The sequence below is a fragment of the Flavobacterium flevense genome (genome assembly GCF_900142775.1).
Classification (GTDB): Bacteria; Bacteroidota; Bacteroidia; order Flavobacteriales; family Flavobacteriaceae; genus Flavobacterium; species Flavobacterium flevense.
Genome location: NZ_FRCC01000003.1, coordinates 271,486 through 284,312, shown reverse-complemented (window position 1 = coordinate 284,312; position 12,827 = coordinate 271,486). Strand labels below are relative to the sequence as shown.

Here is a 12,827-nt window from a genome sequence, read left to right as displayed (position 1 = left end):
AAGTATCGCAAAAGTACAAAAAATACCAGTATTGATTGCAGTAAGTTTCTTTCTGATTTTTATTGAAAGTAAATATGATTTGACTAAAAAAATTCTGAAATTCGCATAAAAAAAAGATATGGATCTAAAAATGCATGATTCCTGGAAAGCCGTTTTAAATGAAGAATTTGAAAAAAGCTATTTCAAAGAATTAATTGATTTTGTCAAAGAGGAATATGCAAAAAAGATTTGTTATCCTAAAGGGAGTCAGGTATTTTCGGCTTTTGATCATTGTCATTTTGATCAGGTAAAAGTGGTGATAATCGGTCAGGATCCGTATCATGGTCCCAATCAGGCTAACGGATTGTGTTTTTCTGTAAATGATGGTATTCCGTTTCCTCCCTCTTTAATTAATATTTTTAAAGAAATTGAAAAAGATTTAGCCATACCCATTCCAAAAACCGGTAATTTAGAACGATGGGCAGATCAGGGTGTTTTTCTTTTAAATGCTACGTTAACGGTCAGACAATCAGAGGCCGGAAGTCATCAGGGCAAAGGCTGGGAAAAATTTACTGATGCAGTAATTAAAAAAATATCAGCCGAATCAGAAAAGGTGGTGTTTTTACTTTGGGGCGGTTTTGCCCAAAAGAAAGCAGCATTAATCGATGCTTCTAAACATCATATTTTAAAATCAGGACATCCTTCTCCTTTAAGCGCTAACAGAGGATTTTGGTTTGGAAACAAACATTTTAGTCAAACAAATGCATATTTAAAAGCGAATGATAAGCCGGAAATAAATTGGTAAAGAAAAAGCCATTTAAATTCCTAAAAAGAAACTTAAATGGCCTATTTGTATCGTAAAAAAGAAACTTATTTCTTTATGATATTTTCAAGGATAGCTTTATCTGCCCGGTTTTTTACAGTCAGAATAATTTCGATATTCTGAGCCGTTTTACCTTCGATAACATATAATTTTACATTTTTACCAAATTCGGTATCACTTTTATCGAAATCTACGTCACCAAATTCTAAAGATCTTTTGATATCAGTAGTATCAATCCATCCTTCGGCTAAAACCTTAGAAGCTTCTTCAGAATATTCAAAAGGCTTAGTTCTGATATCGTTTAAAACACGGGCGTTAGGGAAATAATTACAACGGGTATCTTTTCCGCTAAAAACAAGCGCTACAAAAAAACAGCCTAAAACCAAACCCACTAAATAATAAGAAAAACGATATGCAAACTTCATGAATTATTTTTTTTTTTGCAAAGGTAATTGAAAGTTTGCTTAAAACACAATTAAATTAATATCGTTGTTAGGTAAATCAAACCAGTCACCGATGGCTCTGTTAGTAAGGATTCCGTGATAGGTATAAATTCCGTTTTTCAGACCTTTATCACAACGAATAGCGCTTTCGATACCGCCATCTTCAGCAATTTTTAATAAATAAGGAGTGATAATATTACTAATAGAAAGTGAAGCTGTCTTAGAATATCGGGAAGGAATATTAGGCACACAATAATGTAAAATATTGTTTTTTATGAAAGTTGGCTTTTCATGAGTAGTAACTTCAGAAGTTTCAAAACAACCTCCGGTATCAATACTTACATCCACAATTACAGCGCCTTTTTTCATGTGTTCCACCATGGTTTCAGTAACTACAACAGGGCAGCGTTCTACACCACGCATGGCTCCAATGGCTACATCACAGCGTCTTAAGGCCTTCATTAAAGCTTTTGGCTGAATGGTCGAAGTAAAAATACGTTGGCTCAAACTGTTTTGCAGTCTTCTTAATTTAGTGATGGAATTATCAAATACTTTTACATTTGCCCCTAATCCGATAGCGGTTTTTGTAGCAAATTCTCCCGCCGTTCCTGCACCTAAAATAACTACTTCAGTAGGCGGAACACCAGTAATATTACCAAATAAAAGTCCTTTTCCAAAAGTATTGGCAATCATCAGTTCAGCAGCAATTAGTACGGAAGCTGTTCCGGCAATTTCGCTCAAAGATTTAACGATAGGATAGGTTTCATCTACATCTTTGATATATTCGAAAGCTAGTGCAGTGATTTTTTTCTTAGTTAAGGCTTCAAAATATTCTCTTTTCTTTGTTTTTAATTGAATTGCCGAAATAAGAATTGCCTGATTATTCATCATATTGATTTCGGCAACCGTAGGGGGTTCAACCTTTAAAATCATTGGACAACCAAAAACTTTTTGAGTATCCTGAGTCACTTCGGCACCTGCTTCGGAATATTCTTTGTCTGAATAACTTGCATTTTCTCCGGCACCAGATTCAATCATTACACGATGACCATGACATACTAAAGAACTTACAGCATCCGGCGTTAAACAAATGCGACGTTCCTGATAGCTAGTCTCTTTAGGAATCCCAATAAAAAGTTCGCCTTTTTTTCGGGCGACTTCTAATTTTTCTTCCTGAGGTAATAACTGTTGCTTAGTAAATGGCGTTATGGATATTGACATCGTTTTTTGTACTATTAAAAAGTAAAATTACACAAAAAGATTAAAAAAATAAGCTTTAAATTTTTATAAAAACTTAAAAGTCTCATTTATTAACATTTGGCATTTTTTAAACTTATTTTGTCGGTTAAATTAAGAAGTATTTTCGGTATAAGCTTGGAAATAAAAACTTAAAACACTATTAATCAGTTATTAGTAATTAACATAAAAACTATTTTAATTTAATTTTAAAAGGCGTTTTTCGTCAGGAAGTACTTCTATGGTTATTGTTGAATAGTTCTCCGGCAGAAGATTAGCAATGTTTTCGGCCCATTCGATAAAACACCAATGTCCGGAATATAAATAATCATCAACTCCCATATCTAAAGCTTCTGTTTCTTTTTTCAACCGGTAAAAATCAAAATGGTAAATAATCTGATTGTCTGTAGTTTCATATTCGTTAACTAAAGAAAAAGTTGGACTACTAGTTGCTTCGGTCACACCCAGAGTTTTACACAATTGCTTGATAAAAGTGGTTTTTCCGACACCCATTTCACCATTAAAAAGCAATACTTTATGGGGTTTTGCAGCCACAATCAATTCGGCTACATTGTTTATTTCGTCTAATGAAAAAGTGATTTCCATGTTTTTAGTTTTTAGTACCTAGTCCTTAGTTGTTAGTCCTTAGTCCTTAGTTTTTGAACTGGATTCTAAGGACTGATAACTAAGGACTAAATCCCTACTTTGGATTAAATATCAAACAGGGAATGATCATTTCTTCCAGAGAAATCCCTCCATGCTGATACGTGTTTTTATAATAACTCACATAATGATTGTAATTGTTGACATAAGCCAGGAACAAATCATTTTTTGCAAAAATATAAGAACTACTCATATTTATGGCAGGTAAACCAATTTTTTTTGGATCTTTTACAGCATAAACATCTTTGTTCTCATAGGTAAGACTACGACCTGTTTTATAACGTAAATTAAGGCTCGTATTTTTATCACCCACTACTTTAGATGGATTCTTGACATTGATGGTGCCATGATCAGTGGTTAAAATCAACTTGAAACCCAGTTTTTGTGCTTGTTGGATGATTTCTAACAAAGGAGAATTCTTGAACCAGCTCAATGTCAGAGAACGATACGCTTTATCATCCGGAGCAAGTTCTTTTACCACATCCATTTCGGTTTTAGCATGTGAAAGCATGTCAACAAAATTATAGACAATGGTAACCAAATCGTTTTCTTTCAATGCCCTGAAATTCTCCACGAGTTTTTTACCCGAAGCCATATTGGTAATCTTGAAATAATCTTCTTTAATATTTAAGCCCAAACGTTTTAATTGTGCCGAAAGAAATTCGGCTTCAAATAAGTTTTTTCCGCCTTCATCAGGGTCATTTTTCCAATATTCCGGATGTTTCTTTTCCATATCCAAAGGTAATAATCCTGAGAAAATAGCATTTCGGGCATATTGAGTTGCAGTAGGCAGAATAGAGTAGTAGGGTACTTCTTTTTCAAGTTTGTAATAATCGGCCACTACGCTTTCAAAGGCTTTCCATTGGTCGTAGCGTAAATTATCAATTACAACAAATAAAACCGGTTTTTCCTTCTTTTTTAATTCGGGAAGTACTAATTCTTTAAATAAAGTATGAGACTGAATGGGTTTGTCTGCTTTGGGTTCAAACCAGTCTTCGTAATTTCGCTCAATGAATTTTCCAAACTGCGAATTGGCTTCTACTTTTTGCGATTCCAGAATTTCAATCATACTCTGATCGTTAATATCTTCCAATTGTAATTCCCAGAATAACAGTTTTTTATACAGTTCGATCCAGTCTTCAAAACTGTTTACCATACCTAATTCCATTGCTATTTTTCGAAATTCTTTCTGGTAATCCAGAGTAGTTTTTTGCGAAATCAATTTTGAATTATCTAAATTCTTTTTCAGACTTAGTAATATCTGATTGGGATTTACCGGCTTGATAAGATAATCAGCAATTTTAGACCCAATAGCTTCTTCCATAATGTATTCTTCCTCACTTTTAGTGATCATAATCATTGGGATAGCACTTTTTTTCTCTTTCATTTCTGATAAGGTTTCTAAACCGCTCATTCCGGGCATATTTTCGTCTAAGAAAACAATATCAAAGTTTTCGTTTTCAAATATTTCGATAGCATCAAGACCATTGTTACAAGTCGTGACTTCGTAATTTTTTTTCTCTAAAAAAAGAATGTGTGGTTTTAGATAGTCAATTTCATCATCAACCCAAAGTATTTTTATCTTATCCATATATGTTTCAATAATAATCAAATTAATAGTTACTCAACAACGATAAAAAAAGCTGTTCATTGTGCAAATTACAGATTTTATACAAGCTGAGTTCCTAATATTATGATAAAATTTCTTTCTAAAAAACAGTCCTTTATTTTGCAATTTCTCCTCAATAAACGAATATTAAGTAAAAATTTAATACAATTTTATAATAATGACCTTCTTTTTTTTCTTAAATTTATAGATAACATAAAACCATCTATTATGACTGTAAATCAAATATTAGACGTAAAAGGGAATGAAGTTCATTCTATACTTTCTACCATTACAGTTTATCAAGCGTTGCGAATAATGGGAGAAAGAAACATTGGTGCTGTTTTAGTGATTGAAGATAATATTTTGAAAGGAATTTTATCTGAGCGGGATTATGCCCGGAAAATTGTTTTGAAGAATAAAACTTCAAGAGAAACTTTTGTCCATGAAATTATGGATACTGACATTATAACTGTAAAACCTGATGACGATATTAATTATTGTATGGATTTAATTACCAATAAAAGAGTCAGACACTTACCGGTAGTTTCAGAAACAAAAGTGATAGGAATTGTTTCTATTGGTGATGTGGTAAAATCTATTATTGAATTGCAAGAAAACACCATTCATCATCTTGATTCCTATATTCATGGAACGAAAGCGGAATAGAAAACAATTAGAAATTTTATTATGGCAACAATAATTCTTTCTGTTTTTCTTTTGGCTGTGGCAATTGCCGGAATTGCAATCAAATCATTAGTTAAAAAAAACGGACGCTTTTCAGGCACCTGTAGCAGTAATAACCCATTGCTACAAGGTGAAGAAGGTGAGGTATGCAGTATTTGTGGGGCTAAACCACAGGAAAAATGTAAATCTTAAGTTTTTTCAATCTGTTTTATTAAACCTGGAGAAATATAGGTTTTCCATTTTCCGTTTTCATCATAAATAAAATAAACTTCGAGATTTAATGCTTTGTTTTTTTCGACAAAAGCAATCGCTTTTTGCAATCCCATAACCATAAAAGCGGTTGCATAAGCATCGGCAGTTATGGCATCATTAGCAATTACGGTGGTGCTTAGCAGATTATGCTTAGCCGGATATCCTGTTTTAGGATTTATGATATGTGAAAATTTTTGATTGCCTTCTTTGTAAAATTTGCGGTAATTGCCGGAAGTTGCCAGTGCTCGATTATCTAAATTAAGAATGGCTTGTAATTTTCTCTCTGATGTATTTTCTGCATCAGGCTGTTCTATGCCCACTTTCCATTTTTCTTGTTCTTTTTTCCCCTTGGCTTTTATTTCCCCTCCTAATTCAACTAAATAATTTTCTATTCCTTTTTTCTCCAGAAAAGCAGCTAGTACATCCACCGAAAATCCCTGTGCAATAGCATTAAAGTCAATTTTTATTTCTGGTTTTTCTTTTATAATGTTATTGTCCTGAATACTGACCTTTTTATAATTGACTAATTGTAACAAACTATCCACCTCGTTTTGATTTAAAGATTTTTTTTGTGTTGGACCAAAACCCCAGGCGTTTATTAAAGGTCCGACAGAAATATCAAAATCGCCATTTGTTTTCTCCGATACTTCAACTGCTTTATTAAAAACAGTTTTGAAATAAGTATCAATAACTACATTTTTCTCATTGCTATTTATTTTGGAAATAATGGAATTGGGTCTCCATGTTGACATCGAAGCATCGATATCAGCTAACAAAGAATCGATTTCTTTTTCGGAAACAATCTTATCTTTAGAAATATACGTAATATGATAACTGGTTCCTTGTGCATTTCCCTGAAGAAAGAAAATTGTTTCTTTTTCGAAAGTACAAGCCATTATCAGCATTAGAGTAAAAAAAATAAATACAGTTTTTATCATACGATAGTTTTAGCTTCCAAAATCATCAAAAGCAATATTTTCTTGTGGAACTCCCAGATCATCGAGCATTTTAAACACAGCTGCATTCATTAACGGAGGACCACAAACATAATATTCGATATCTTCGGGAGCTTCATGATCTTTTAAATAATTTTCAAATAATACATTATGAATAAAACCGGTATATCCTTTCCAGTCATCTTCCGGTAATGGTTCAGAAAGTGCGATATTGTATTTGAAATTATCAAAATCCTTTTCAATTTCTCTAAAATCTTCGGTATAAAACACTTCTTTTAAAGATCTTCCTCCATACCAGAAACTTACTTTTCGGTCTTTTTCTTTCAGCGTATGAAACAAATGAAATAAATGAGAACGTAACGGAGCCATACCTGCTCCACCACCTATATAAATCATTTCTTTTTGGGTATTTTTAATATGGAAATCTCCAAAAGGTCCTGCAATACTTACCTTATCATGAGGTTTCAAAGAAAAGACATAAGACGAAGATACTCCGGGATATACCTTCATAAATCCGCCCGCTTTTCGATCAAAAGGCGGAGTAGCTAATCGAATATTTAGCATAATAATATTGCCTTCAGCAGGATGATTCGCCATAGAATAGGCTCTGAAAACAGGCTCCGGATTTTTTGCTTTTAAATCCCACACTTTAAATTTATCGTAATCGGATTGAAAACGTTCATCAATTTGATATAAATCCTTTTTAAAATCAAGTTCGAATGCAGGAACATCAAGCTGAATATAACTGCCCGGTTCAAAATCTAAAAATTCACCTTCGGGCAATTTCACGATGAGTTCCTTGATGTAAGTCGCTACATTTTTATTAGAAACTACTTCGCATTCCCATTTTTTAATTCCCATGACACTTTTAGGAATTACAATTTCCATATCCTGTTTAACTTTCACCTGACATCCTAATCGCCAGTTGTTTTGTTGTTCTTTTCTGGAAAAATAAGGTGTTTCTGTGGGTAAAATTGCTCCACCGCCAGAGAGAACCTGGCATTTACACAAACCACAGGTTCCGCCACCGCCACAGGCTGATGGTAAAAATATTTTTTTATTGGATAAAGTAGAAAGTAATGAGGAACCGGCTTCTGTTTTAAGTTCTTCCTCTTCATTTATGGTGATATTAACTAGCCCGGAAGGAGTCAGCTTTGATTTGGTGTACAAAATAATATACACCAGAAGAGAATTGAAGAGTAAAAATACAATTACGCTACAAATGATTGTTGTGCTATCAAAATCTGATATATTCATCTCCATTAGTTTATATATTTATAACGAAATCCCCATAAAACTCATAAATGCAATTGCCATCAATCCGGTCAAAATAAACGTAATTCCCAATCCTCTTAAAGGTCCGGGAACATTTGAATACCGTAATTTTTCACGGATGGCAGACAAAGCAACTATGGCTAAAAACCATCCTACACCAGATCCCAGTGCAAAAGCGCTTACTTCTCCTAAGTTAGCGTATTCTCTTTCCTGCATGAATAATGCACCACCCAGGATGGAACAATTTACTGCAATCAACGGTAAAAATATTCCTAGTGAAGTGTATAGTGTCGGTACAAATTTTTCAACAATCATCTCTACCAGTTGTACAATGGAGGCTATTGTTGCAATAAACATAATAAAACTTAGAAAGCTAAGATCAACCGTTGAAAAATCAGGTGACAGCCATTGTAAAGCACCGGCTTTCAAAACATATTTTTCTAACAGGTAACACACCGGAACAGATACAAACAATACAAAAGTTACCGCAAGTCCCAGTCCTACAGCACTTTTTACTGTTTTAGAAATGGCCAAATAAGAACACATACCTAAAAAATAAGCAAATATCATGTTCTCGATAAAAATTCCTTTTATAAAAATATTGACATATTCCATGATTATTATTTTATTTTGATTCGATTAATTTTTGATTTCGGCTTCTTTGAATCCAGATGAGTATGCCTACTATAATCAGCGCCATGGGCGGCATGATAGCCAGACTATTATTAAAATAACCTGATTCATAAAAAGAATCTGGAACGACACGATAGCCTAATAATTCTCCGGAGCCAAATAATTCCCGAAACATAGAAACGATAATCAGAATCATTCCGTATCCAAAACCGTTTCCAATACCATCTAAAAATGCCGGCCACGGCTTATTAGACATTGCAAAAGCTTCTAATCTTCCCATAATAATGCAATTAGTGATAATCAATCCCACAAAAACGGACAATTGCTTACTAACATCAAACAAGAAAGCTTTTAGAAACTGATCTACTAAAATTACCATGGTGGCAACCACAGTGAGCTGAACAATAATCCGGATGCGATTGGGGATTATATTTCGAATTAAAGAAATAATAACATTTGAAAAAGCACAAACAACCACAACAGCAAGAGCCATCACAATAGATGGTTTCATTTTAACTGTGACTGCCAGTGCTGAACATATTCCTAATACCTGAACTGTAATAGGATTGTTATCATTTAAAGGATCGTATAAAAGGCGTTTGTTTTTAGCTGAAAACAACGGCTCTTTTGTTTTTTTCTTTTTTGCAGGAACTGCGATAGTTTCTTTGCTCATATCCTGTTAGTTTTAATTTGTAAATGCAATAGTCTGCTGTTTTTTAAAATACGGAATGTAATTTTTAAGGATGTTTTCCAGCATGTTACTTACTCCGTTACTGGTAATAGTAGCTCCTGAAATAGCATCTACTCCATGTAAATCATCAGCATTTGTTCCTCCTTTAATTACATCCACTGAAACAAACTTGCCTGATTCATCAAAAATCTTTTTACCCACAAACTGCTGCTGGAATTTTTGTGTTTCAATTTCAGCACCTAATCCGGGCGTTTCACTTTTATGACCAAAACTAACTCCGTACACCGTATTCATATCACTTTCTAAAGAAATATAGCCCCATATAGGTCCCCACAAACCTTTTCCTCTTACAGGAATGATATAAAAGGACTTTCCGTCTTTATTACAAATAAAAAGTGGAAACAGCTGTTTATCTGCATTGCCTGTTTTTGATTTATCCAATTCTTTTTTAAGGTCAATATCAAAAGCTTTTACGTTATTAGTCAGTTCTTCTCCTTTGTTATTTAAAACAATTTGTTTGGTTATGTACTTATCAAATGCCGTTTCGGTTTGATTCGTTTCGGTAGTGATAGAAATACTGCTGAGTATGTTTTTCATTTTTTCAACTCTGCTGTTTTTTTCCTGATAAGGCGCCAGACTAATGGCAGTTACGGATAGTACCACAGCAACGATGACTACCATAACTGACGAAAATATAAACGTAGTTTTATTATTGTCTTTATCCATCTTGATTTTGTATTGGCTTTATTCTTTTTAATCTTCTTTTAATATTGGCTTCAATAACATAATGATCAATTAACGGAGCCATGACATTCATAAATAAAATAGCTAACATCATTCCTTCAGGATAGGCGGGATTAAAGACCCGAAAGAGAATGGCGAGAAACCCGATTAAAAATCCATAAATATATTTTCCTGTATTGGTTTGTGTAGCACTCACTGGGTCAGTGGCCATGAAAACAGCTCCAAAAGCAAAACCTCCCAATGTTAAATGATGTAGCGGACTTATTTGCATTAAAGTATTCAGTCCAAATAAATTGAATACTAATGCCATCAAAAAACCTCCTGCAAATACGGAAGTCATAATTCGCCAACTGCCAATTCCTGTAAACAATAAAATAGCAGCTCCAATGAGGCAGGCAACAGTAGACGTTTCTCCCACAGATCCAGGAATAATCCCTATAAAAGAATCGATAATATTGGGGATTTTATCCTGATATCCTGCAGCTGCATCTCCTAAGGCTGTTGCTCCGGTATAAGCATCCACCACGGTCTGTCCCTTTTCGGGACTGGTATTGATCCATACTTCGTCACCGGACATTTTAGTAGGATACGCAAAAAACAAAAATGCTCTGGCTGTTAATGCCGGGTTTAAAATATTCATTCCGGTACCGCCAAAAACTTCTTTCCCAATAATTACAGCAAAAATGGTAGCAACCGCCAGCATCCACAAAGGAACTTCAATAGGCATTATTAACGGAATCAACATTCCTGAAACTAAAAAACCTTCATTAATAGTATGTTTTCTGATGATGGCAAAAACGAATTCCGTAGTTAATCCTGCTCCGTAAGAAACTAAAATTAGCGGCAGTACTTTGATGGCTCCAAAAATAAAGTTATCCATTACTGAAACATTCATCATTCCCAGTGCCAGATGATGCTGGTAACCAATATTCCACATTCCGAATAACAAACAGGGAACTAGTGATAAGACTACTAATATCATCGTACGCTTTAAATCTATCGCATCACGAATGTGTGTTCCTTTACTGCCTGTGGTATGATTGGGAACAAACAGAAAAGTTTCAAACGCATCAAATGCCGGGTAGAATTTTTCCAGTTTTCCCCCTTTTTCAAAATTAGGTTTGAGATTGTTTAATAATTTTCTAAGTGGTTTCAAATTTCAGTTTTTTAATGATTAAATTAAATAGCTGCCTGATTTTTATTAAATTATCATAATTATAATAAACCAATACATTAATAGCGTTTGAAGTTAATTTTCTAAAACAAATGCCGTTAACTAAATTCTTTTCGAACCATATCCAGACCATGCCGAATGATTTCCTGCGATTTAATCTTAGACGTACAAATCAATTCACAGAGTGCAAAATCTTCTTCCGCTACTTCATAAATCCCTAATTTTTCCATTAACTCAATATCTTCAATCAGAATAGATTTTAATAATTGTACCGGATAAATATCCATGGGAAACACTTTTTCATATTGTCCGGTCATTACAAAAGGACGTTCTTCACCATGCAGATTAGTATTTAGATTGTATTTTTTATTAGGGGATAACCAAGAGAAAAAGGTGCGCGAAACACTGAATTTATTGAATCCCGGAGCCAGCCATCCCATAAATTCATATTCATTTCCTTCTAAAATAACGGTAATTTGGGCGTCATAAAAACCTAAAAAACCATCGACAGGAATTTGGCTTCCAGATAAAACAGAACCACTAATAATCCGGTTATCGCCTTTTTTAAGTACTGCGTCAGCAAGTATGTTTTTTATGTTAGTTCCCACAATTGTTTTGTAATATTGAGGTTTTTCAAGCTGTGCACCGGTAACTGCAACAGTTCTTGAAGCATCAAAAATTCCCTGATTGAATAATTTTCCAATAATTATTACATCCTGCGGATTGATATGCCATACCACTTCACCTTTGTTAATTGGGTCAATATGATGAATTTGCACCCCAACATTTCCTGCGGGATGAGGACCGGAGATGGTGTTTATTTGTACATTCTGAGCCTGGGTAAAAACAGGAGCAGAAGTGCTGTTTGCTTTAATATTTAAATGTATTTTGCCTGTCGTTAATTTCTTTAAGGCGTTGATACCGATTTGAAAATTAGTTTCCTCTGCTGACAAAATAAAGTCATAATCAGGAGCCAAAGGATTGGTATCAAATGCCGAAATAAAAATAGCCTTCGGTTTGTCTTTTGGGTTGGCAATCGTTCCGTAAGGACGTTGACGGATAAATGGCCAACAGCCGCTTTTTAGCAACTTTTCAATAATTTCGTTTCGGGAAAGCTGGTCAGGATTGGATGGAGTAGAGGAAACATATTTTATTTCCCTGTCGGCAAGGATTTTAATTTCTAGAATTACTCGTTTTTCACCACGGACAATTTCAATAATTTCACCACTTACCGGAGAACAAAACAGAATGCTTTCATCATTTTTATCAAAGAAAACAGGAGTTCCTGCTGCAACATTAGCCCCGGCTTTTACTAATAATTTTGGCGTAAGCCCCACAAAATCTTTCGGTTTGATGGCAAATATTTCGGCAACTGGAAGTGCAATAACTGACTTGGCAGCTTCACCGCTTAATTTGAGATCTAATCCCTGCTTAATTTTAATATATTCACTCATACATTTGGGTTGTTTTTAGTGGATATTATTTGATTTATGGGTCTGTGGCGTTATTATTCTTATAGGATACGAGATTATTTGTTTTTAATATTTTGCTTAAAAAAAGTAGTATAAAGCACTAATTTAATAAAATTACGCAAGAAAAACAATAATAAAAAACATTTTTAATTAGAGTATAATTTTCACTGAAACCAAAATGATTGAGCATTTT

General features: G+C 34.0%; 14 protein-coding genes. 3 read left to right on the top strand and 11 right to left on the bottom strand.

The features are described from left to right. Positions 1-118 precede the first annotated feature (118 nt). Complete coding sequence (locus BUB89_RS07265; protein ID WP_073243511.1) at positions 119-784, top strand: uracil-DNA glycosylase; 666 nt, start codon at positions 119-121, stop codon at positions 782-784. A 65-nt stretch (positions 785-849) separates the two neighbouring features. On the opposite strand, the gene BUB89_RS07260 is transcribed toward BUB89_RS07265, so the two are convergent. The 4 genes from BUB89_RS07260 to porX all read right to left on the bottom strand — a co-directional run bounded on the left by BUB89_RS07260 (position 850) and on the right by porX (position 4,735). Continuing rightward, on the bottom strand, positions 850-1,227 hold the full coding sequence (locus BUB89_RS07260) for a DUF4258 domain-containing protein (protein WP_073243509.1): 378 nt from the start codon (positions 1,225-1,227) through the stop codon (positions 850-852). A gap of 39 nt (positions 1,228-1,266) precedes the next feature. Beyond that, positions 1,267-2,466, bottom strand: coding sequence for an alanine dehydrogenase (locus BUB89_RS07255; protein ID WP_073243507.1), 1,200 nt, complete (start codon positions 2,464-2,466; stop codon positions 1,267-1,269). A gap of 213 nt (positions 2,467-2,679) precedes the next feature. Beyond that, positions 2,680-3,087 (bottom strand): tRNA (adenosine(37)-N6)-threonylcarbamoyltransferase complex ATPase subunit type 1 TsaE, encoded by a 408-nt coding sequence (tsaE, locus tag BUB89_RS07250; protein WP_073243505.1) that lies wholly within the window; start codon positions 3,085-3,087, stop codon positions 2,680-2,682. Positions 3,088-3,181: 94 nt separating this feature from the next. After that, complete coding sequence (gene porX, locus BUB89_RS07245; RefSeq protein ID WP_073243503.1) at positions 3,182-4,735, bottom strand: T9SS response regulator signal transducer PorX; 1,554 nt, start codon at positions 4,733-4,735, stop codon at positions 3,182-3,184. Between the two features lie 246 nt (positions 4,736-4,981). Here porX and BUB89_RS07240 point away from each other — a divergent pair, with 246 nt between their 5' ends. Together BUB89_RS07240 and BUB89_RS07235 are read left to right on the top strand one after the other, a co-directional pair. Then, positions 4,982-5,419 (top strand): CBS domain-containing protein, encoded by a 438-nt coding sequence (locus BUB89_RS07240; protein ID WP_073243500.1) that lies wholly within the window; start codon positions 4,982-4,984, stop codon positions 5,417-5,419. A gap of 21 nt (positions 5,420-5,440) precedes the next feature. Continuing rightward, on the top strand, positions 5,441-5,629 hold the full coding sequence (locus BUB89_RS07235; protein ID WP_073243498.1) for a membrane or secreted protein: 189 nt from the start codon (positions 5,441-5,443) through the stop codon (positions 5,627-5,629). Here the strand turns inward: BUB89_RS07235 and BUB89_RS07230 are convergent. The 7 genes from BUB89_RS07230 to BUB89_RS07200 form a co-directional block, all read right to left on the bottom strand. Beyond that, a complete protein-coding gene (locus BUB89_RS07230) occupies positions 5,626-6,627 on the bottom strand; it encodes an FAD:protein FMN transferase (RefSeq protein ID WP_083552588.1) in 1,002 nt (333 codons plus the stop codon). The two genes, BUB89_RS07235 and BUB89_RS07230, sit on opposite strands and share 4 nt — an antisense overlap. A gap of 9 nt (positions 6,628-6,636) precedes the next feature. Next, positions 6,637-7,902, bottom strand: a complete 1,266-nt coding sequence (gene nqrF / locus BUB89_RS07225; RefSeq protein WP_073243493.1) for an NADH:ubiquinone reductase (Na(+)-transporting) subunit F — start codon at positions 7,900-7,902, stop codon at positions 6,637-6,639. An 18-nt stretch (positions 7,903-7,920) separates the two neighbouring features. Further along, the gene (gene nqrE / locus BUB89_RS07220; protein ID WP_073243490.1) at positions 7,921-8,535 is read right to left on the bottom strand and encodes an NADH:ubiquinone reductase (Na(+)-transporting) subunit E; all 615 of its coding nucleotides are present in this window, start codon (positions 8,533-8,535) and stop codon (positions 7,921-7,923) included. A 10-nt stretch (positions 8,536-8,545) separates the two neighbouring features. Continuing rightward, entirely contained in the window at positions 8,546-9,226 is a 681-nt protein-coding gene (locus BUB89_RS07215; protein WP_073243488.1) for an NADH:ubiquinone reductase (Na(+)-transporting) subunit D, read from the bottom strand. A 12-nt stretch (positions 9,227-9,238) separates the two neighbouring features. Continuing rightward, complete coding sequence (gene nqrC, locus BUB89_RS07210; RefSeq protein WP_073243486.1) at positions 9,239-9,970, bottom strand: NADH:ubiquinone reductase (Na(+)-transporting) subunit C; 732 nt, start codon at positions 9,968-9,970, stop codon at positions 9,239-9,241. Further along, a complete protein-coding gene (locus tag BUB89_RS07205; protein ID WP_073243484.1) occupies positions 9,963-11,144 on the bottom strand; it encodes an NADH:ubiquinone reductase (Na(+)-transporting) subunit B in 1,182 nt (393 codons plus the stop codon). Before BUB89_RS07205 ends, nqrC begins: the two co-directional genes overlap by 8 nt. A 116-nt stretch (positions 11,145-11,260) precedes the next feature. Next, entirely contained in the window at positions 11,261-12,616 is a 1,356-nt protein-coding gene (locus BUB89_RS07200) for a Na(+)-translocating NADH-quinone reductase subunit A (RefSeq protein ID WP_073243482.1), read from the bottom strand. Between the last annotated feature and the right edge of the window lie 211 nt (positions 12,617-12,827).